At 59.9% G+C, this 21,315-nt stretch carries 20 protein-coding genes; 3 read left to right on the plus strand and 17 right to left on the minus strand.

What is annotated here, in order from left to right; translation table 11 throughout:
• Window positions 1–42: 42 nt before the first annotated feature.
• Window positions 43–1,026 (minus strand): amidohydrolase family protein, encoded by a 984-nt coding sequence (locus LGQ10_RS10320; protein WP_413247617.1) that lies wholly within the window; start codon window positions 1,024–1,026, stop codon window positions 43–45.
• Window positions 1,027–1,199: 173 nt separating this feature from the next.
• Between LGQ10_RS10320 and LGQ10_RS10325 the strand changes: the two genes are divergently transcribed.
• Together LGQ10_RS10325 and LGQ10_RS10330 are read left to right on the plus strand one after the other, a co-directional pair.
• A complete protein-coding gene (locus tag LGQ10_RS10325) occupies window positions 1,200–1,619 on the plus strand; it encodes an OsmC family protein (protein WP_058434397.1) in 420 nt (139 codons plus the stop codon).
• Window positions 1,620–1,681: 62 nt separating this feature from the next.
• Window positions 1,682–2,554 (plus strand): pirin family protein, encoded by an 873-nt coding sequence (locus tag LGQ10_RS10330; protein ID WP_226525488.1) that lies wholly within the window; start codon window positions 1,682–1,684, stop codon window positions 2,552–2,554.
• Between the two features lie 51 nt (window positions 2,555–2,605).
• Here the strand turns inward: LGQ10_RS10330 and LGQ10_RS10335 are convergent, their stop codons facing one another.
• From LGQ10_RS10335 to LGQ10_RS10350, 4 genes are all read right to left on the minus strand, one after another.
• Window positions 2,606–3,334, minus strand: coding sequence for a dienelactone hydrolase family protein (locus LGQ10_RS10335; RefSeq protein WP_226525489.1), 729 nt, complete (start codon window positions 3,332–3,334; stop codon window positions 2,606–2,608).
• Window positions 3,335–3,407: 73 nt separating this feature from the next.
• Window positions 3,408–5,312, minus strand: a complete 1,905-nt coding sequence (gene htpG / locus LGQ10_RS10340; RefSeq protein ID WP_058434403.1) for a molecular chaperone HtpG — start codon at window positions 5,310–5,312, stop codon at window positions 3,408–3,410.
• Between the two features lie 90 nt (window positions 5,313–5,402).
• Complete coding sequence (locus LGQ10_RS10345) at window positions 5,403–5,855, minus strand: PaaI family thioesterase (protein ID WP_058434399.1); 453 nt, start codon at window positions 5,853–5,855, stop codon at window positions 5,403–5,405.
• Window positions 5,852–6,310, minus strand: coding sequence for a PaaI family thioesterase (locus tag LGQ10_RS10350; RefSeq protein ID WP_058434400.1), 459 nt, complete (start codon window positions 6,308–6,310; stop codon window positions 5,852–5,854). Before LGQ10_RS10350 ends, LGQ10_RS10345 begins: the two co-directional genes overlap by 4 nt.
• A 158-nt stretch (window positions 6,311–6,468) precedes the next feature.
• On the opposite strand from LGQ10_RS10350, the gene LGQ10_RS10355 reads away from it, so the two are divergent.
• Window positions 6,469–6,720, plus strand: a complete 252-nt coding sequence (locus tag LGQ10_RS10355) for a hypothetical protein (RefSeq protein WP_058434404.1) — start codon at window positions 6,469–6,471, stop codon at window positions 6,718–6,720.
• A 66-nt stretch (window positions 6,721–6,786) separates the two neighbouring features.
• Here the strand turns inward: LGQ10_RS10355 and LGQ10_RS10360 are convergent, their stop codons facing one another.
• The 12 genes from LGQ10_RS10360 to sdhC all read right to left on the minus strand — a co-directional run bounded on the left by LGQ10_RS10360 (window position 6,787) and on the right by sdhC (window position 21,155).
• Entirely contained in the window at window positions 6,787–7,188 is a 402-nt protein-coding gene (locus LGQ10_RS10360) for an MAPEG family protein (RefSeq protein ID WP_058434401.1), read from the minus strand.
• On the minus strand, window positions 7,185–7,925 hold the full coding sequence (locus LGQ10_RS10365) for a DUF599 domain-containing protein (RefSeq protein ID WP_226525490.1): 741 nt from the start codon (window positions 7,923–7,925) through the stop codon (window positions 7,185–7,187). Before LGQ10_RS10365 ends, LGQ10_RS10360 begins: the two co-directional genes overlap by 4 nt.
• Window positions 7,926–8,091: 166 nt before the next feature.
• The gene (brnQ, locus tag LGQ10_RS10370) at window positions 8,092–9,405 is read right to left on the minus strand and encodes a branched-chain amino acid transport system II carrier protein (RefSeq protein WP_058434365.1); all 1,314 of its coding nucleotides are present in this window, start codon (window positions 9,403–9,405) and stop codon (window positions 8,092–8,094) included.
• A gap of 341 nt (window positions 9,406–9,746) precedes the next feature.
• Window positions 9,747–10,628: a succinate--CoA ligase subunit alpha gene (sucD, locus tag LGQ10_RS10375; protein ID WP_003223019.1), complete on the minus strand. Its 882-nt coding sequence runs from the start codon at window positions 10,626–10,628 to the stop codon at window positions 9,747–9,749.
• A complete protein-coding gene (gene sucC, locus LGQ10_RS10380; protein ID WP_025128638.1) occupies window positions 10,628–11,794 on the minus strand; it encodes an ADP-forming succinate--CoA ligase subunit beta in 1,167 nt (388 codons plus the stop codon). The genes sucD and sucC overlap by 1 nt, the downstream gene beginning before the upstream one ends.
• A gap of 230 nt (window positions 11,795–12,024) precedes the next feature.
• The gene (lpdA, locus tag LGQ10_RS10385; protein WP_058434366.1) at window positions 12,025–13,461 is read right to left on the minus strand and encodes a dihydrolipoyl dehydrogenase; all 1,437 of its coding nucleotides are present in this window, start codon (window positions 13,459–13,461) and stop codon (window positions 12,025–12,027) included.
• A 103-nt stretch (window positions 13,462–13,564) separates the two neighbouring features.
• Complete coding sequence (gene odhB, locus LGQ10_RS10390) at window positions 13,565–14,788, minus strand: 2-oxoglutarate dehydrogenase complex dihydrolipoyllysine-residue succinyltransferase (protein ID WP_058434367.1); 1,224 nt, start codon at window positions 14,786–14,788, stop codon at window positions 13,565–13,567.
• A gap of 42 nt (window positions 14,789–14,830) precedes the next feature.
• On the minus strand, window positions 14,831–17,662 hold the full coding sequence (locus LGQ10_RS10395) for a 2-oxoglutarate dehydrogenase E1 component (protein ID WP_226525491.1): 2,832 nt from the start codon (window positions 17,660–17,662) through the stop codon (window positions 14,831–14,833).
• 263 nt (window positions 17,663–17,925) lie between these two features.
• On the minus strand, window positions 17,926–18,630 hold the full coding sequence (locus LGQ10_RS10400; protein ID WP_058434369.1) for a succinate dehydrogenase iron-sulfur subunit: 705 nt from the start codon (window positions 18,628–18,630) through the stop codon (window positions 17,926–17,928).
• A gap of 12 nt (window positions 18,631–18,642) precedes the next feature.
• Complete coding sequence (gene sdhA, locus LGQ10_RS10405; RefSeq protein WP_058434370.1) at window positions 18,643–20,415, minus strand: succinate dehydrogenase flavoprotein subunit; 1,773 nt, start codon at window positions 20,413–20,415, stop codon at window positions 18,643–18,645.
• Window positions 20,416–20,418: 3 nt separating this feature from the next.
• Complete coding sequence (gene sdhD / locus LGQ10_RS10410; protein ID WP_058434371.1) at window positions 20,419–20,787, minus strand: succinate dehydrogenase, hydrophobic membrane anchor protein; 369 nt, start codon at window positions 20,785–20,787, stop codon at window positions 20,419–20,421.
• Complete coding sequence (sdhC, locus tag LGQ10_RS10415; protein WP_226525492.1) at window positions 20,781–21,155, minus strand: succinate dehydrogenase, cytochrome b556 subunit; 375 nt, start codon at window positions 21,153–21,155, stop codon at window positions 20,781–20,783. Before sdhC ends, sdhD begins: the two co-directional genes overlap by 7 nt.
• Window positions 21,156–21,315 lie beyond the last annotated feature (160 nt).

The raw sequence follows: 21,315 nt of genomic DNA on the forward strand, positions 1-21,315 counted from the left end.
GAAGGAGTGACAGGTTGATGACAGTCCGTGACAGAAGCGACTTCAGCGTGAGGCCGGGAGAATGGCCAGGAAGTTGTCACGGGCTACCTTGCGAGCCACCTCCTCTGGCAGGGCATCGAGGAACCCATCGAAGCCGTGCAGTTCTTGCCCCAGCTTGTCGAAGCGACCGACCACGTCCGAACCCAGCATGAACCGCTCTGGAAAGCGCTCCACCAGGTGCAGCCACTCAGGGCGAGCCGTGCCTTGCTCGTCCAGCAGATAAGGGGTGAGTAGGCTCCAGGACAAATCGATGTAGAGATTGGGATAACGCTCCAGCAAGCGCTCCAGGGTGGGCAGCAAGAACCCCAGGTGCTCCTGGTGGCGATGGATCTCGGCGCTGGTGCCGGCATGGGCCCAGATGAAACGCGTCTGCGGATGCTGAGCCAGGGGCTCTTCGATTTCCGCCAGGTACAGAGGGTTGCGCTCACGCTTGGAGGTGATGTTCGAGTGCAGCATTACCGGCAGATCGTGCTCTGCGGCCAGGCGGTAGACCTTGGCCAGGGCCTCGTTGTTGGCCCGTGGCGTGTCGCCATCGATCAGCGCGGTGAGGTCGTCGTGGCGGGTGAAAACCTCGCCGATGCCCTGCCAGAGCCCCGGATCGAGCTCGAGCATGCGCCGGACGTGGGCCGCGGCATTCTTGTCATTGGGATTGAACCCCGACAGGAACGGATGCAGACGCCGACGCTGCTCGACCGGCAGTTGCTTCACCGCAGCGGCCACCAGTACATCGGTGGCGCTGTACCAATAGGCACCGGCATCGTCACCTGCGTAGTAGCGTGGGCGCTTGGGTTCGTCCTCATGCCATTTCTTGGCCACCGGAATCCCGGAGATCATCACCTGCTCGATCCGGTTGTCGGCCATGGCCTTGAGCAACGCAGGCATGCCCTGGGTTTCCTGGAAGAAGTCGACGTAGTGCAGGTGCGCATCGCTGTAGACGTAGTCCCGAGCCTGGGCCGTCGCCAGGGGCAGCAGCGCGCAGATCCACAATGTGCCTGCGTAGAAAGCGTTCCAGTGCACCGCGCCCACTCCTGAGGTTCGAAGCAGGAGACCGTGACGCCAGGTCGCAGGTTCAGAAAAAGGGGAACGCTCGCGTTGTGCGATGCTCTATAACTTCAGCACCTTTAATGCCTGGTTCCATCAATCACTGCCTGAGGTTTGCCATGACCATTACCGTCAACACCGAGTCCAGCGAAGGTTACCGCCACAGTATCCAGGTGGACGAGGACCACCACTTCTTCACCGACCTGCCCAAATCCGCAGGCGGCGAAGGCACCGCCCCCGAACCCCACGATTACTTCGACGCCGCCCTGGGGGCATGCAAGGCCCTGACCCTCAAGCTCTACGCACAGAAGAAGAACATCCCGCTCACCGGGGTCACGGTGGAAATCAAGCATGACAACAGCGAGGAGTCCAAGGGCAAGTACGCCCTGCACGTGAAGCTGACCCTCAAGGGTGTGCTCACCGACGATCAGCGCGATGAGTTGCACCGGGTGGCCGACCGTTGCCCGATCCACAAGCTGATGACCACCAGCGAAGTCAGCATCGAGACCCACCTCTCCGAAGGCGCCTTCAGTCAGTAGCGGCAAGGCCGGCACAAGCGGGTTATGCTCCCGGGCATAACCCGATCAGCCTGGAATCCGCCATGAACTCCCCCCTCGTGATCCGTCCCCGTGCCGAGGACGTTGAAGGCCAGCCCATTCTGCGTCCCCTGCCGTCGGCCCAGTGCCGCAGCGTCGGGCCCTTCGTGTTCTTCGACCACATGCTGGAAACCCGCTACGCCGCGGGCAAAGGCATGAACATCCGCCAGCATCCGCATATCGGCCTGTCCACCCTGACCTACCTGTTCGCCGGACAGATCCAGCACAAGGACAGCCTGGGCTCGGATCAGATCGTCGAGGCCGGGGATGTCAGCTGGATGACCGCCGGTAGCGCGATCGCCCATGTCGAGCGCACACCAGCGCCCTTGCTGGCCCAGGGTTTCGAGATGCATGGCCTGCAGGTCTGGCTGGCCTCGCCCAGGGAACACGAGCAAGGCCCGGGGCATTACAGCCACCACCCGGCCAGCAGCCTGCCGGTCAGCGACAACCTTGGCGTGAGCATTCGCATGATCGCCGGTAGTGGCTTCTGCCTGGCATCACCAGTGCCAGTGCTCTCCCCGACCCTGTATGCCGAGCTGCGGCTGCAGACCGCCACCAGCCTGCTGATTCCCACCGAGCATCAGCAACGGGCCCTGTATGTGCTGGATGGAGAAGCACAACTGGACGGCGAGCCATTGCCCGCGCACTCGCTGGTGGTATTGCCGGAAGGGGAAAACGCCACGCTGTTCGCCCAGAGCGAGTGCCACGCGGTACTGATCGGCGGTGCGCCCCTGGATGGGCCACGGCGGGTCAACTGGAACTTCGTCGCCAGCGATCCTGCCCTGATCGACGAGGCGCGCCGGCGCTGGACTGCCGGAGACTGGCCGCAGGTGCCGGGCGAGAGCGAACGCATCGAACTGCCACAGGCCCGTCGCTGACCACGAGAAAACCGCTGGCGCCGGCGGGCCGGCTCCAGCAAGAGTCACATCTCAGTCCTTGAACACTTCGTCCAGCAAGTGATGCATGGTGGCGAAGGCCCGGGCCGAGATCTTGGCGTCGTACATCATCTTGCCCGGGACATTGGCGTGGGTATCGGTGAAGGAATGCACCGCACCGCCGTAGCTGACCAATTGCCAGTCCACCCCTGCCGCGTCCATTTCCGCTTCGAAGGCCGGCAGCTGCTCCTTGGCCACGAACGGATCTGCCGCGCCGTGCAGCACCAGCACCGCTCCCTGGATGTTGAAGGCATCGCCAGGCGTGGGGGTATCCAGGGTGCCGTGGAACGACACCGCCGCCTTCACGGCCGCACCACTGCGCGCCAGTTCCAGGGCACAGCAACCACCGAAGCAGAAACCGAAGGTCGCCAGCTTCGATGTGTCGACCGGTGCCTCGACCTGGGCCTGCAAGGCGGCGAACGAAGCCTGCATGCGCTTGCGCAACAAGGCTCGGTCATCCTTCAGCGGGGTCATCGCCGCGCCTGCCTCGTTGAAGTCACGTGGGCGCAGCGCCTGGCCGTACAGGTCGGCAATCAGCACCACATAGCCCTTGGCGGCGACAGCCTCGGCGATCTTTTGCGCGCCGTCGGTGACGCCCATCCAGTTCGGTGCCATCAGCAGCCCCGGACGCGCGCCCGCATGAGCGGCATCGAAGGCCAGGCGACCTTCATAGGGTTGTCCATCGATCTGATACACCACGGAACGCACTGTGATTTGACTCATGACTCAGTTTCTCCAGTAGGGGACACCAGAATGAAAAAACCCGCCGAGAGGGCGGGTTTTTCCTGCAACGTGATTAAACCGACAGCTCCACCAACAGCTTGTTCAGGCGTCGCACATAGGCCGCCGGGTCCTTCAAGCTGTCGCCGGCCGCCAGGGCCGCCTGGTCGAAGAGGATGTGCGACAGGTCGCCAAAGCGCTCGTCGCTCTGCTCGCCGTCGAGTTTCTCGATCAGCGGGTGAGTCGGGTTGAATTCGAAGATCGGCTTGGAGTCCGGAACCTTCTGCCCGCTGGCTTCAAGGATCTGGCGCATCTGCAGGCCCAGGTCCTGCTCGCCGATGGCCAGGATCGCCGGAGAGTCGGTCAGGCGATGGGAAACCCGCACTTCGCTGACGTTCTCACCCAGGGCGGTCTTGATCCGCTCCACCAGGCCTTCCTTGGTCTTGGCGACTTCCTCGGCAGCCTTCTTGTCCTCTTCGGAATCCAGGTTGCCCAGGTCCAGGTCACCACGCGCCACATCGACAAAGCTCTTGCCGTCGAATTCGTTGAGGTAGCTCATCAGCCACTCGTCGATCCGGTCGGTCAGCAGCAGCACTTCGATGCCTTTCTTGCGGAAGACCTCCAGGTGCGGGCTGTTCTTGACCTGGGCATAGGACTCGCCAGTGAGGAAGTAGATCTTGTCCTGGCCTTCCTTGGCCCGCGCCAGGTAGTCGGCCAGGGAGACGTTCTGCTCGCCGTCGTCGCCCAAGGTGGAAGCGAAGCGCAGCAAGCCGGCGATCTTCTCCTTGTTGGCGAAATCTTCGGCCGGGCCTTCTTTCATCACCTGGCCGAAGTTCTTCCAGAAGCCCTTGTATTGCTCGGGCTCGTTCTTGGCCAGTTTCTCCAGCATGTCCAGGACCCGCTTGGTCAGCGCCGACTTCATCGAATCGATGATCGGGTCTTTCTGCAGGATTTCCCGCGAGACGTTCAGCGACAGGTCGTTGGAATCCACCACGCCCTTGATGAAGCGCAGGTACAGCGGCAGGAAGGATTCGGCCTGGTCCATGACGAACACGCGCTGCACGTAGAGCTTGAGGCCCTTCGGCGCTTCACGCTGGTACAGGTCGAATGGCGCGCGGGCCGGTACATACAGCAGGGAGCTGTATTCCAGCTTGCCTTCGACCTTGTTGTGGCTCCAGCTCAGCGGGTTCTCGAAATCATGGGCGATGTGCTTGTAGAACTCCTGGTATTCCTCGTCCTTGATTTCGGTACGCGGACGGGTCCACAGGGCACTGGCGCGGTTGACGGTTTCCCATTCCAGCGCCGGCTCTTCTTCGCCTTCGGCGGCAGCGGCCTCCTTGGGCAGCTCGATCGGCAAGGCGATGTGGTCGGAGTACTTCTTGATGATGTTGCGCAGACGCCAGCCATCGGCGAACTCTTCTTCACCGGACTTCAGGTGCAACACGATGCGGGTGCCGCGCTCGGCCTTGTCGACGGTCGCGACCTCGAACTCGCCTTCGCCTTTGGACGACCAGTGCACACCTTCGCTGGCGGGTTGGCCGGCACGGCGGCTGAACACTTCAACCTGGTCGGCAACGATGAACGCAGAGTAGAAACCCACGCCGAACTGGCCGATCAGGTGCGAATCCTTCTTCTGGTCGCCGCTGAGGTTTTTCATGAAGTCGGCGGTGCCGGATTTGGCGATGGTCCCCAGGTGGGTGATCACATCTTCACGGCTCATGCCGATGCCGTTGTCTTCGAGGGTGACGGTTTTCGCGTCCTTGTCGAAGCTCACACGGATCTTCAGCTCGCCGCCGCCTTCCAGCAACTCGGGCTTGGACAGGGCTTCGAAGCGCAACTTGTCGACCGCGTCGGAGGCGTTCGAGATCAATTCGCGAAGGAAGATTTCCTTGTTGGAATACAACGAATGGATCATGAGGTGCAGCAGTTGCTTCACCTCGGTCTGGAAGCCCAGGGTTTCCTTTTGAGTTTCCACACTCATGGTCATCACACTCCAATCAGATGGCATTGGCCGCACTCCGGAAGCGGTGAGCGGCGGGATGACATGAAAGTGGGGATCACCGAGCGGATTTCAAGAGCCGCCCCCCTCCTGAATCTTGAAATGTGCCCGAGCGGTGGCAATCGGCTCATCGGCAGTGCTCTGCCAGGCAGTGATGGCGACGTTGGCCACCCGTCGTCCCTGGCGGCACACCTGGCAACGGGCGAACGTATCGCGAAAGCGTCCGGCGCTCAGGTAGTCCAGCGAGAAGTCGATGATCTTCGGCACCTCTGGCGCTCCGGTGAAGATCAACAGATGCAGGGCTGCCGCCAGCTCCATGAAACCTGCGATCACGCCACCATGCAGTGCCGGCAGCATGGGATTGCCAATGTTGTCCTTGCTGGCCGGCAAGCGGAACAGCAGCTCATCGCCCAGGCGCGAGCACTCCACGCCAATCAATGCCGCATAAGGAATCCTTTGCAGCAACGGCCCGTACTCCCCTGCCTGGTGCGCCTGGTCCAGCAAGGTCTTGAGATCCTCATTCATGTCCGCTCTCCCTTGCCGGCACCAGGCAGCCCCTTGCCCATGCGCATGAAGGTGCCCACGACATGGGCCACCGGATGCTCGGGATCGTCCTGATAGGCAAAACCACGAGTGAAGATCACATCGCGGGTGACCCGGTAACACTGGGCAAACCCGAACACAGCCTGGTGAGGCTGAGCCGGATGCATGTAGTCGATGCGCAGGTCCAGGGTCGGGCACACCTCGAACTCGGGCAGCACACACAGCGTGGCCAAGCCGCAGGCGGTGTCCATCAGCGTGGTCAGGGCCCCGCCATGGATCACTCCGCTATGGGGATCGCCGACAATCTGCGGGCTGTAGGGCAAGGCCAGGGTCATCCCCTGTTCAGAGGCACTATGGACGTAAATACCCAGCACCTGACAGTGGCGCAATGCAGAAATAAAGCGTTTCGCACGCTCGAAGATAAGGTCTTGCACCATGGCAAACGTCTCTTTTTATTTTCAGGAATATGCATGAGGCAAAGCAGGAAAAAGTTCCGTGACATCAATACTTAATATATCTGTGCAACCGAAGGAACTTAAATCACCAGGCTATGATCGAAAAGCCAGTAGACATCTTCACTCAGGAGAAACACCCCATGCGTAAGACTTTAGCTATTGCCCTGATGCTGACCGCCTCGCTCGGTCTGGCTGCCTGCGACAAGAAATCCGAGGACAAAGCTCAAGATGCCAACCAACATGCTGAGCAAGCCCAACAGAAAATGAACGAGGCTCAGGATAAGGTGAACGACGCAGCCAAGGAAAACGCCGAAGCTGCCAAAGATCAGGCTGAAGCCAACAAGGCCGCTGCAGAAGAAAGCGCCAAGGAAGCAGCTCCTAAAACCAACTAAGTCGGTTTTAGCGCCACACAGAATAAAGCCCGCCAAGTGCGGGCTTTATCGTTTCTGGCAAAACTTCTAGAGCAACAGCCAACGAAAAGTTGGACTAAGCATCAATAACAAGGAGCACAACAGGCCGACGCCCCAGAACAGGCTTCGCTGCCACGCAAGGTCAGCCAGATAACATGCCAGGTACAACACGCGGGCAATCACGAAAACGATCGCCAGGGCATCGATCAACCAACCCTGGGTCTGTGTGGTATGCGCCATCAACACACCGACCGCGAACAGGATGAAGGCTTCGAAACTGTTCTGATGCGCCGCCAGGGCCCTGGCACCGAGTCCACTCAATCGGGCCTGCTGCTGGCGTGGCAAATGGTTGTCGTAGCCGCCCTGCTCCTTCATGGCCCTGGCCACCGGCATCCGGGCAATGAATATCAGCAGTGCACTGGCAAACACGCACCAGAATGGAATGCTCATCCGTTCGTCTCCTTGCTCACCTCGGGCAATGGCGCCTCAGTAGGGGTATAGACCATGACATCCAGCACGTCGGAGTGAAACTCGCGACGGTAGAGCACCAGCACCACTCCGCTGCTCATCAGCATGAACAGCCAGGGGCTGACGAACCAGGCCAGCATGGTCATGCCGAAATAATACGAGCGCAGGCCGAAGTTGAACTGGTTGGCCGCCATGGAAATCACTCGCGCCGCTCGTGCCGCGAAGGCCTTGCGCTCCTGCTCGGACACGTGTCGCTCGCCGATCATCGGCGCCGAACCCACCAGCACCGCGGCGAAGTTGTATTGGCGCATGCACCAACTGAAGGTGAAGAAGGCATAGACAAAGACCAGCGCCAGGCACAGCAGCTTGATCTCCGACATCCCCTGGGATGCTTGCTGCACCATGGGAATGTCCGCCAGCAGCGACACTGCACGCTCCGAAGCGCCCAGCACAGTGAGAATGCCCGCCAGGATGATCAGGGTACTGGAAGCGAAGAACGAGGCGTTGCGCTCCAGGTTGCCGATGACGCTGGCATCGGCAATGCGGTTGTCTCGCAGCAGCATGCGGCGCATCCAGTCCTCGCGATACAGGTGCAGGACACTGGCCAGGCAGGCGGTGTCCCGGCCCTTCCAGCTGGCGTAGCGGGTATAGCCACCCCAGCAGACAATGAACCAGAGGGCGGCCAGTAGGTGGATCTGATTGGCTTGGATGAACGACATGCACATTCCTGTAGGCATTGGCGAGAGCGAGGACCAGTGCTTCGACGCCTCGCAGGGGAAAAAGACACCGTGCAACGCCCATAAAAAATGCCCCGTATCGATGGATACGGGGCATTTTCATCAGTGCTTGCCGACCGCTTGTGGCAGCCGGCAAGCACGGGTTGGATCAAGCCAGGGCTTCGCTGCGCTTGCCCAGCAGGCGATCGCAGACCACGGCCAGCGCCAGGACGATCACTGACGGTACCAGCCAGGCCAGGCCTTGCTCGCTCAACGGCAGGTCGGAGAACTGGCGCGGAATCAAATCGGCAAAAACGGTGCCCTTGAGGGCATCAATCAGACCGAAGATGAACGACACCAGCATCACCGGTCCGACGATGCGGCGCTGATCCTGCCAGAAGTCCTTGCAGAAGCTCAGGCCCACCAGAACGATACAAGGCGGATAAATGGCGGTCAGCACCGGGATCGAGAAAGCGATCAGCTTGGTCAGGCCCAGGTTCGATACCAGCAACGAGAAGGTCGCCAGAATCACTACCAGGGTCTTGTAGGACAACGGCAGGACACGGCTGAAGTACTCGGCGCAGGCGCAGGTCAGGCCCACCGCAGTCACCAGGCAGGCCAGGGAGATCAGCACCGCGAGGAAACCGCTGCCCAGGGAACCGAAGGTGTGCTGCACATAGGCATGCAACACTGCCGCACCATTGGTAGCACCGGCGGCGACTTCGTGACTGCCGGAACCGAGGCGGAACAGGCTGACATAGACCAGCGCCAGGCCTACACCGGCAATCAGGCCGGCGGTCACTGCATAACGGGTGATCAACCGTGGCGATTCGACCCCACGGGAACGGATGGCGTTGACGATGACAATGCCGAAGACCAGCGCACCCAGGGTGTCCATGGTCAGGTAGCCGTTGATGAAGCCCTGGGAGAATGGCGCCGCCACGTATTCCGTGGTGGCCTGGCCAATGTCGCCGGCCGGCAGGGCGAACGCCGCGATGCCCAGGACAGCCAGAGCAATGATCTTCAACGGTGCCAGGAAGCGGCCAACGGTATCCAGCAGGCGGCCCGGGTACAGGGAGATGAAGAACACCAGCAGGAAGTAGACGGTGCTGTAGAGCGCCAGTGCCAGCGGGCTTTCACCGGTCAGGGGCGCCAGGCCCACTTCGAAGGACACGGTGGCCGTACGCGGGGTAGCGAACAGCGGCCCCACCGCGAGGTAGCACACTGCCGCCAGCAGGCCGCCAGCGACCTTGCCGATAGGACTGCTCAAGGAGTCCATTGCGCCGCCCACCTTGGCCAGGGCTACCACGGTGATCACCGGCAGGCCGACCGCGGTGATCAGGAAGCCCAGCGCCGCCATCCAGACATGGGGTCCGGACTGCAAGCCGACGATAGGCGGGAAGATGATGTTGCCTGCCCCGACGAACAGGGCAAAGGTCATGAAACCGAGTGCCAGAATGTCCTGGCCTTTCAACACTTTCATTAAGGAAATACCACACTACTGAATCGGAATTTAGAGAGGGATTTCCCTTTTGGGTGAGGGAAATGCTGTCAATCCGTATAAGACTGACCCGTTTAGCGTGCCGCGACCTTGTGGGTAGCAGACACATCAAAGAGGCGGCTAGCGTAACGAATCTGTAAGACGAGCGCACCGGCACGGTGCGAATTTTCTTATATGCGACATCGCAAATGTCGCTTTTCTATAACTATATTTCCGCGGGTATTAATCCCCCTACCCTCTCCAGGTCTTTATAAAGCCCCAGAAAGCACAAAGGCCACCCGGGGGTGGCCTTTGTCAGCAGAGCTGCAAGTCGAGCGCGAGGCTTACTTGACCGCCCAGCCAGTCAGCTCGGCCAGGGCCTTGCCGATGTCTGCCAGCGAACGCACGGTTTTAACGCCTGCGTCTTGCAGAGCAGCGAACTTCTCGTCTGCAGTGCCTTTGCCGCCAGAGATGATTGCGCCAGCATGGCCCATGCGCTTGCCCGGAGGAGCAGTCACACCAGCGATGTAGGAAACAACCGGCTTGGTCACGTGTGCCTTGATGTAGGCAGCCGCTTCTTCTTCAGCCGAACCGCCGATCTCACCGATCATTACGATCGCTTCGGTCTTCGGGTCTTCCTGGAACAGCTTCAGGATGTCGATGAAGTTCGAACCCGGGATCGGGTCACCACCGATGCCGACGCAGGTGGACTGACCGAAACCGGCGTCAGTGGTCTGCTTCACAGCTTCGTAGGTCAGGGTGCCGGAACGGGAAACGATACCGACCTTGCCTGGCAAGTGAATGTGACCTGGCATGATGCCGATCTTGCATTCGCCTGGGGTGATCACGCCTGGGCAGTTAGGGCCGATCAGGGTAACGCCCAGCTCGTCGCACTTAACCTTGGCGTCCAGCATGTCCAGGGTAGGAATGCCTTCGGTGATGCAGACGATCAGCTTGATGCCGCCGAAAGCCGCTTCCAGGATCGAGTCCTTGCAGAAAGGAGCTGGAACGTAGATCACGCTGGCGGTGGCGCCAGTGGCAGCTACAGCGTCTTTCACGGTGTTGAACACTGGCAGGCCCAGGTGCTCGGTGCCGCCTTTGCCCGGAGTTACGCCGCCAACCATCTTGGTGCCGTATTCGATGGCTTGCTGGGTGTGGAAACTACCTTGCGAACCGGTAATGCCCTGGCAGATAACCTTGGTGTCTTTATTGATCAGGACGCTCATTATTTGCCCTCCGCAGCTTTGACAACTTGTTGAGCAGCGTCGGTCAGGCTGGTAGCAGCGATGATGTTCAAGCCGCTTTCTGCCAGTACTTTGGCGCCCAGTTCAGCGTTGTTGCCTTCAAGGCGAACAACAACCGGGATTTTCACGCCGACTTCTTTCACGGCGCCAATGATGCCTTCGGCAATCATGTCGCAACGAACGATGCCGCCGAAGATGTTGACCAGTACTGCAGCGACGTTGGCGTCGGACAGGATGATCTTGAAGGCTTCGGTCACGCGCTCTTTGGTAGCACCACCACCTACGTCGAGGAAGTTGGCTGGCTTGCCGCCGTGCAGGTTGACGATGTCCATGGTACCCATGGCCAGGCCGGCACCGTTGACCATGCAGCCGATGTTGCCTTCCAGGGCTACGTAGTTCAGTTCGAACTTGGCAGCGTGGGCTTCGCGCGGATCGTCCTGGGACGGATCGTGGAAGGTCTTCAACTTAGGCTGACGGTACATGGCGTTGGCGTCGATGTTGATCTTCGCGTCCAGGCAGTGCAGATCGCCGTCGGCCTTGATCACCAGCGGGTTCACTTCCAGCAGGGCCAGATCGTGATCCTGGAACAGCTTGGCCAGACCTACGAAGATCTTGGCGAACTGGGCAACTTGCTTGCCTTCCAGGCCCAGTTGGAAAGCCAGTTCACGACCCTGGAATGGCTGAGCGCCAACCAGTGGATCGATAGTGGCCTTGAGAATTTTTTCTGGAGTGTCGTGAGCGATTTTCTCGATGTCCACGCCACCTTCGGTGGAAGCCATGAACACGATGCGACGGCTCGAACGGTCAACGACAGCGCCCAGGTACAGCTCTTTAGCGATATCAGTGCACGATTCAACCAGGATCTTGGTGACAGGCTGGCCATTGGCGTCAGTCTGATAGGTCACCAGACGCTTGCCCAACCACTGCTGAGCGAATGCCTTAGCGTCTTCTTTGCTGCGAACCAGCTTAACGCCGCCCGCTTTACCGCGACCACCGGCGTGAACCTGGGCTTTGACAACCCACTCGGAGCCGCCGATTTTGTCGCAAGCTTCTGCTGCTTCTTCCGGGGTGTCTACCGCGTAGCCTTTGGATACTGGCAGGCCGTATTCAGCGAACAGCTGCTTACCCTGATACTCGTGAAGATTCATGCTTTTTACCGTCTTCGTTAGGTACTGCGCATTCGGCGCTGCGCTCAAGATTGAGTGCCGCACCACCTGTGACCGCTACTCTCAAAACCAGCGCCACACCTGATTCCGGAGCCTGGGCTCCGATCCAGCGTGTGGCGCTTCCTCGAGAGGTCGAGTCCAGCGGATATTCCGCGGTGAGTCTTGCGCACAAGGCTCACGACGGGCCAACCGCCGTGGTTTCTTATTATTGCTTAGCGTTTCTTGCGGTTGGCAATGTGGATGGCGGTGCCATTCACAGCCAGGGCTGCTTCGTGCAGGGCTTCGGACAGGGTCGGATGGGAGAAAACCATCATGCCCAGGTCTTCGGCGCTAGTGCCGAATTCCATGCCGATTGCACCTTGCTGAACCAGTTCCGCAGCGCTTGGGCCAATCACGTGGACGCCCAATACGCGATCAGTCTTGGCATCGGCGATGACCTTGACGAAACCGCCGGTGTCGTTGGCTGCCATGGCACGGCCGCTGGCGGCGAACGGGAAGGTGCCGACGTTAACTTCTACGCCTTCAGCTTTCAAGGCCTGCTCGGTTTTACCGACCCATGCGATTTCCGGGTGAGTATAGATAACCGAAGGGATCAGATCATAGTTCATCTGGGCCTTGTGGCCCTTGATGCGCTCGGCAACCATGATGCCCTCTTCCGAGGCCTTGTGAGCCAGCATCATGCCGCGAACCACGTCACCGATGGCGTAGACGCCCGGTACGGTGGTGGCGCAATGATCGTCAACGTGAACGAAACCACGCTCGTCCAGGGTCACGCCGCAGTCGGCAGCCAGCAGATCGGTGGTCACCGGACGACGACCAACGGCAACGATCAGCTTGTCGAAGGTGATGGTCTGTTCGCCATTGGCGTCGGTGTAGGTCACCACGACTTCTTCGCCGTTGACCTTGGAGCCGGTCACGCGAGCGCCCAGCTTGATGTCCAGGCCTTGCTTGGTCAGGGTCTTCAGCGCTTCCTTGGAAACAGCGGCATCGGCTGCCATCAGGAAAGTGTCCAGGGCTTCCAGGACAGTCACTTGTGCGCCCAGGCGCGACCAGACCGAACCCAGTTCCAGACCGATGACGCCAGCGCCGATCACGCCCAGGCGTTTTGGCACTGCCTGGAATTCCAGGGCGCCAGTGGAGTCCACGATCACGTTCTGGTCTACCGGAGCCGGCGGAATGTCGATCGGACGCGAGCCTGGAGCCAGGATCACGTTCTCGGCTTCGATCACTTCAACCGAACCGTCAGGCTTGGTGACTTCGACTTTCTTGCCAGCCAGCAGTTTGCCGTGGCCCTGGATCGAAGTGACGCCGTTGGCCTTGAACAGGGTGGCAACACCGCTGGTCAGGCCTTTGACGATGTTGGCCTTGCGACCGACCATGGCCGGAACGTCCATGCTCACGCCAGAGTGGCTGATGCCGTGGATGGCAAAACCATCCTGGGCTTCGTGGAATTTCCAGGAACTATCCAGCAGTGCCTTGGAAGGAATGCAACCTACGTTCAGGCAAGTACCGCCCAGGGCCAGCTTGCCCTCCTTGTCGGTGTACTTCTCGATGCAGGCAGTCGTCAGACCAAGCTGTGCGGCCTTGATGGCGGCGACATAACCACCTGGGCCCGCACCAATCACTACCACGTCGAATTTCTGAGTCATAAAAGGTTCCTTTTAGCAACAAGCTGCAAGCGGCAAGCGGCAAGTTCGAAGTCCTCACGCATATAGAGCTTGAGGCTTGCCACTTGCAGCTTGCCGCTGTTTTTTAGATGTCCAGGAGCAGACGCGCTGGATCTTCCAGCAGGTTCTTGATGGTCACCAGGAACGTCACGGCTTCTTTACCGTCGATCAGGCGGTGATCGTAGGACAGTGCCAGGTACATCATCGGGCGAATGACCACCTGGCCATTGATCGCCATGGGACGCTGGATGATGTTGTGCATGCCCAGGATGGCCGCTTGCGGCGGGTTGACGATCGGGGTCGACATCATCGAACCGAAGGTACCACCGTTGGTGATGGTGAAAGTACCGCCAGTCATCTCTTCCATCGACAGCTTGCCGTCACGGGCTTTCTTGCCGAAGGTGGCGATGCCGTTTTCGATTTCGGCCAGGCTCATCAGCTCGGCGTTACGCAGCACCGGTACCACCAGGCCACGGTCGCTGGAAACGGCAACGCCGATATCCGCATAGCCGTGGTAGACGATGTCGGAACCATCGATCGAGGCGTTGACAGCAGGGAAGCGCTTCAGGGCTTCGGTAGCGGCTTTCACGAAGAAGGACATGAAGCCCAGGCGAACGCCGTTGTGGGTCTTCTCGAACAGGTCCTTGTACTTCGAACGCAGCGCCATGACTTCGGTCATGTCGACTTCGTTGAAGGTAGTCAGCATCGCCATGTTCGATTGGGCTTCGACCAGACGCTCGGCAACCTTGGCACGCAGACGAGTCATCGGCACGCGCTTCTCGACGCGGTCGCCGGCAGCGAAGACCGGAGCAGCGGCGGCAGGAGCTGGAGCCTTGGCCGGTGCAGCAGCCGGAGCGGCTTTCTTGGCGGCGATGGCAGCCACCACGTCTTCCTTGGTCACACGACCGCCCTTGCCAGTGCCGGCAACGGAAGCGATGTTGATGCCATTTTCTTCAGCCAGCTTGCGTGCAGCAGGCGCGGCGATTGGATCGTCCTCGCCTTCGGCGGCAGCCGGAGCAGCGGCAGCAGCGGCCGGAGCAGCAGCGGCAGCTGGAGCCGCGGCGGCAGCACTGCCCTCGACGATGGAGCCCAGGACTTCGTCGGACAGAACGGTGTCGCCTTCGTTCTTGACGATAGCGCCCAGCACGCCGTCAGCGGTAGCCAGAACTTCCAGCACGACCTTGTCGGTTTCGATGTCGACGATCAGCTCGTCGCGCTTGACGGCGTCGCCCGGTTGCTTGTGCCAGGTGGCAACGGTGCCATCGGCAACCGATTCCGGGAAAGTGGGGGCTTTGATCTCGATAGCCATTATCTGTGGTTCCTTAAATTCGGTTTCAGGTGCGCGAAGGCGTTAAACGGTAAACGCGTCTTGCAGCAGTTTTTCCTGCTGCTCGGCGTGCATCGATGCGTAACCGCATGCAGGTGCAGCGGAAGCATCACGGCCGGCGTACTCGAGTACGATCGACTTGTCGTGGTTGCCAACGATGCGGCGCATGTGATGCTGGCTGCAGTACCAGGCACCCTGGTTCATCGGCTCTTCCTGACACCAAACGACATGCTTGAGGTTGGTGTACGGAGCCAGGACTTCATTCAAGTCGTCCTCAGGGAATGGGTACAGCTGCTCGATGCGTACGACAGCGATGTCCTCGCGGCCTTCGGCACGGCGTTTTTCCAACAGGTCGTAGTAGACCTTGCCGCTGCACAGAATCAAGCGCTCGACCTTTTTCGGATCCAGTGCATCGATTTCCGGGATAACGGTCTGGAACGAACCTTCGGCCAGGTCTTCCAGGGTCGAGATGGCCAGTTTGTGGCGCAGCAGCGACTTTGGAGTCAGGACCACCAGCGGCTTGCGCAGTGGACGGATCACCTGGCGGCGCAGCAAGTGGTAGATCTGTGCCGGCGTGGTCGGTACGCACACCTGGATGTTGTGCTCGGCGCACAGCTGCAGGTAACGCTCAAGACGGGCCGAGGAGTGCTCGGGACCCTGACCTTCATAACCGTGTGGCAGCAGCATGGTCAGACCGCACAGGCGACCCCACTTGTGCTCGCCGCTGGTGATGAACTGGTCGATCACCACTTGCGCACCGTTGGCGAAGTCACCGAATTGGGCTTCCCAGATCACCAGCGCGTTCGGCGTGGTGGTCGAGTAACCATATTCGAACGCCAGTACAGCTTCTTCGGACAGGAACGAATCGTACAGATCGAAACGTGGCTGGCCTTCGTACAGGTGCTGCAACGGGATGTAGGTGCTCGCGTCCTTCTGGTTGTGCAGCACTGCGTGGCGGTGCGAGAAGGTACCGCGGCCGATGTCCTGGCCGGTCATGCGAATCGGGTGACCTTCGAACGCCAGGGTGGCGTATGCCATGGTCTCGGCATAACCCCAGTTGATCGGCAGGCCGCCGGCTTGCATCTTCTGACGGTCTTCGTAGATCTTCGCGACCTGACGCTGAACCACGAAGCCTTCCGGCAGCTCCAGCAGCTTGGCGGACAGTTCCTGAAGGGTCTTGAGGTCGAAGCTGGTGTCGTGACGCGCAGTCCAGGTGTGGCCCAGGTACGGACGCCAGTCCACGAACAATTCCTTGTTCGGTTCCTTGACCAGGCTCTTGACCACATGCAGACCGTTGTCCAGCGCGTTGCGATACTCGTCGACCTTGGCCTGGACGCGTTCTGCGTCAAGCACGCCGCCCTGGGTCAGGCGATCGGCATAGAGTTCACGGGTGGTGCGCTGCTTGGTGATCTGCTGATACATCAGAGGCTGGGTGCCGCTTGGTTCGTCGGCCTCGTTATGACCGCGACGACGGTAGCAGACCAGATCGATGACCACGTCACGCTTGAACTGCATGCGGTAGTCGATGGCCAGCTGGGTCACGAACAGCACGGCTTCCGGATCATCGCCATTCACATGGAGAATCGGCGCCTGGATCATCTTCGCCACGTCGGTGGCGTATTCGGTGGAACGCGCGTCCAGCGGGTTGCTGATAGTGAAGCCGACCTGGTTGTTGACCACGATGTGCACAGTGCCGCCGGTCTTGAAACCACGGGTCTGGGACATCTGGAAGGTTTCCAGGACCACGCCCTGACCGGCGAAGGCCGCGTCACCGTGGATGGAAATCGGCAGAACCTTGTCGCCGGTCGGATCGTTGCGACGATCCTGGCGAGCACGTACCGAACCCTCGACCACTGGCGAAACGATTTCCAGGTGGGACGGGTTGAACGCCATCGCCAGGTGAACTTCGCCGCCGGAAGTCATCACGTTGGACGAGAAGCCCTGGTGATACTTGACGTCACCGGAGCCCAGTTCGACCTTCTTCTTGCCTTCGAACTCGTCGAACAGCTCGCGCGGATTCTTGCCGAAGGTGTTGACCAGCACATTGAGGCGACCGCGGTGCGCCATGCCGATCACGACTTCCTTGGTACCGTAGGAACCGGAACGCTGGATCAGCTCGTCGAGCATCGGAATCAGGCTTTCGCCGCCTTCCAGACCAAAACGCTTGGTACCCGGGTACTTGGTGCCCAGGTACTTCTCCAGGCCTTCCGCCGCAGTAACGCGCTCAAGCAAGTGGCTCTTGATGTCGGCAGAGTAGGCAGGACGGCCGCGTACACTTTCCAGACGCTGCTGGAACCACTGACGCTGCTCGGAATCGGTGATGTGCGTGAATTCAGCGCCGATGGTGCGGCAATATGTCTGCTGCAACGCTTCGTGAATTTCGCGTAGGCTCGCTTCCTCTTTGCCGATGAACAGGTCGCCGGCACGGAAGGTCGTATCAAGATCGGCATTGGTCAAGCCGTAATGATTGATCGACAGGTCTGCAGGTGCAGGACGCTGCCACAGTCCCAGCGGGTCCAGCTGGGATGCCTGGTGGCCACGCATCCGATAGGCCTGGATCAATCGCAGCACTTCAACTTGCTTCTTCTCGTGCTCACTGCTCACGCTCCCGGCGGAAACCGGTTGGGCGCGGCGCTGGTTCTTTGCCAGCAGGACGAAATGATCGCGGATCGTCGAGTGCGAAACATCGATGGCAGTGTTGCCGTCGGCAGGCAACTTATCAAAGTAAGTGCGCCACTCTTCTGGCACAGCGTTAGGGTCGTGCAGGTAGAGCTCGTAGAGCTCTTCCACATAGGCAGCGTTACTACCGGATAGGTAGGCACTGTTCCACATGCGCTGCATCACGCTTTCTTGCATGCTTGGTCACCCTCGGTTAGGGGAACACCACCGGCGACGACACCGAGCAAGCTTGCAGAAGTCCGAATGCAGCGACCAAAACAAGCCACCTAGGATCACGCTGATAGTCCGGGTACCAGCCCGGATGCCCCTGCTTGTCTCATTTCTTCAAAAATATAGAGCAGCCACTTTGTGAGCTGCTGCTCAGGTTAGAGCCAGGACGCGGGTTGAAGCCCGCGCCTCGGCTTTTACGGTACAGCGGTCCTACGGGTACAACAGCTGAATCACACGCCGCTCTGCAGAAGCATGTTACGAATGTGACCGATAGCCTTAGTCGGGTTCAGGCCCTTCGGACAAACGTTGACGCAGTTCATGATCCCCCGGCAGCGGAACACGCTGAACGGGTCATCCAGAGAAGCCAGGCGCTCGGAAGTCTGGGTGTCGCGGCTGTCTGCCAGGAAGCGATAGGCTTGCAGCAGTGCAGCTGGGCCCAGGAACTTGTCCGGGTTCCACCAGAAGGATGGGCAAGAGGTCGAGCAGCAAGCGCAAAGGATGCACTCGTACAGACCGTCGAGCTTCTCACGTTGTTCCGGCGACTGCAGACGCTCGATGGCCGGAGCCGGCGTGTCGTTCTGCAGGAATGGCTTCACCTTCTCGTATTGCTTGTAGAAGATGCTCATATCGACGACCAGGTCACGGATAACCGGCAGACCTGGCAGCGGACGAACAACCAGCTTGTTCTTCTTGACCACGGCAGACAGCGGCGTGATGCACGCCAGGCCGTTCTTGCCGTTGATGTTCATGCCATCGGAACCGCAAACGCCCTCGCGGCAGGAACGACGATAGGAGAAACCCTCGTCCTGTTCCTTGATCAGCGCCAGCACGTCCAGCACCATCAGGTCCTTGCCACCGGTGTCGACCTGGAAAACCTGGGTTTTCGGCGCCGAGTCGGTGTCAGGGTTGTAACGATAAACTTCAACTTGCAACATATCGATCACCCTTTAGTAAGTCCGGACTTTTGGTTCGAAAGTCGGAACAGTCTTCGGCGAGAAGTTGACCGCACGCTTGGCAACGCGCTTCTCACCCGGGAAGTACAGGGTGTGGCACAGCCAGTTTTCGTCGTCACGGTCTTCGAAGTCTTCACGGGCGTGAGCGCCGCGGGACTCTTTGCGCACTTCGGCAGCGATGGCGGTGGCTTCAGCCACTTCCAGCAGGTTCTGCAGTTCAAGTGCTTCGATACGCGCAGTGTTGAAAGCTTGAGACTTGTCGTTGATCTTGACGTTGGCGATGCGCTCACGCAGATCAGCCAGCTGAGCAATACCCTTCTGCATGTATTCGCCGGTACGGAATACACCGAAATAGTTCTGCATGCAGCTCTGCAGCTCGCGACGCAGGGTCGCGACATCTTCACCTGTGTTGCGCTCGTTGAGCTTGGACAGGCGGCTCAGGGCAACGTCAACATCGGTATCGCTGGCGTCGCGGTATTCGATACCGTCGGTCAGCGCCTTCTCCAGGTGCAGGCCGGCCGCACGGCCGAATACCACCAGGTCGAGCAGCGAGTTGCCGCCCAGGCGGTTGGCCCCGTGTACCGATACGCAAGCCACTTCACCCACCGCGAACAGGCCAGGGATGATGGTGTCTTCGCCAGCGGCGTTCTGAGTGATGGCCTGGCCATGAATGTTGGTGGCAACGCCGCCCATCATGTAGTGGCAGGTAGGAACGACCGGAACCGGAGCGACTACCGGGTCGACGTGAGCGAAAGTCTTGGACAGCTCGCAGATGCCTGGCAGGCGGCTGTGCAGCACTTCCTCGCCAAGGTGGTCGAGCTTGAGCATCACGTGATCGCCGTTAGGGCCACAGCCGTTGCCGGCAATGATCTCTTTAACCATGGAACGTGCCACCACATCGCGGCCCGCCAGGTCCTTGGCGTTTGGAGCATAACGCTCCATGAAGCGCTCGCCATGCTTGTTGATCAGGTAACCGCCTTCACCGCGGCAGCCTTCCGTAACCAGTACACCTGCGCCGGCGATACCGGTCGGGTGGAACTGCCACATTTCGATGTCCTGCACTGGAACGCCAGCACGCAGGGCCATGCCGACACCGTCGCCAGTGTTGATCAGGGCGTTGGTGGTGGAGGCGTAGATGCGACCTGCACCGCCAGTGGCCAGCACGGTGGCCTTGGACTTGATGTACAGGGTTTCGCCGGTTTCGATGCAGATTGCGATCACGCCAACGAATGCGCCGTCCTGGTTCTTCACCAGGTCAACTGCGTAGTACTCGTTGAGGAACGTAGTGCCGGCCTTCAGGTTGCCCTGGTACAGGGTATGCAGCAGCGCGTGACCGGTACGGTCGGAAGCGGCGCAGGTACGGGCGGCCTGGCCACCCTTGCCGAAGTCCTTGGACTGACCACCGAACGGACGCTGGTAGATGCGACCGGTTTCGGTACGGGAGAACGGCAGACCCATGTGGTCCAGTTCGAAGACCGCAGCCGGACCTTCCTGACACATGTACTCGATAGCGTCCTGGTCGCCGATGTAGTCGGAACCCTTGACGGTATCGTACATGTGCCAGCGCCAGTCATCGTTCGGATCGGCCGAAGCGATGGCGCAGGTGATGCCACCCTGGGCGGACACGGTGTGCGAACGGGTCGGGAACACCTTGGTGACTACTGCAGTCTTGTGGCCGCCCTGGGCCAGCTGCAGTGCGGCACGCATGCCGGCGCCGCCGCCGCCAATGATGATGGCGTCGAAAGAAATGGTTGGAATGTTAGCCATGAATCAGATACCCCAGAGAATCTGCACACCCCAGACGAAGTAAGCGAACATTGCGACGCCGCATACTGCCTGGAAAAGGAAACGTACTGCTGTGGCCGACTTGCCCAGCGCCATCGGCGTCAGGTAGTCAGTCGAGATGGTCCACATGCCGACCCAGGCGTGAGCGCCCAGGGCCACCATGGCCAGCAGACTGAAGATACGCATCCAGTTGTTTGCGAACAGGCCATGCCACTGGGAGTAGTCAATGCCCGGATTCGCTACGAGGTACCCGATCAGGAAAATGAAATAAGCCGCGAGAACGACCGCAGACACACGCTGCGCCATCCAGTCATAAAGGCCCGAACGCGACAGGTTCGTAACGCTGGTTACCATATCCAAACTCCCGCCAGAACGATTACCACCACCGATACGGCGATAACGATTTTCGAGCCCAGCTTGCCGCCTTCCAGCGTCTCACCGATGCCCATGTCCATGATCAGATGGCGTACACCGGCCACCAGGTGGTACAGCAAGGCGGACAGGAGGCCCCATGCAACGAATTTGGCCAGCGGACTGGTCAAGCACGCCTTCACCTCGGCATAACCTTCCTCGGAACCCAGGGATTTGCTCAATGCGTAAAGCATGATGCCGAGGCCCAGGAAGAGGATGATGCCGGAAACACGGTGAAGAAACGACGTAACGCCGGTAATGGGGAGTTTGATGGTCCTTAGGTCTAGGTTTACAGGTCGTTGGCTATTCACGGCTTTTTTTCACACTGAAGAGCCCCTAACAATCAGGGCAAAGTTGTTGGGGAGTGCACTGGTCAGGTAATCACCACCCAGGGAGTGCGACCCCCATCAAAACAGGCCCAGAAGCCCATGGCGGTCGGTGGCCGAGTATAGACAGTTAGGCTACTAATGA

Source organism: Pseudomonas sp. L5B5 (genome assembly GCF_020520285.1).
Classification (GTDB): domain Bacteria; phylum Pseudomonadota; class Gammaproteobacteria; order Pseudomonadales; family Pseudomonadaceae; genus Aquipseudomonas.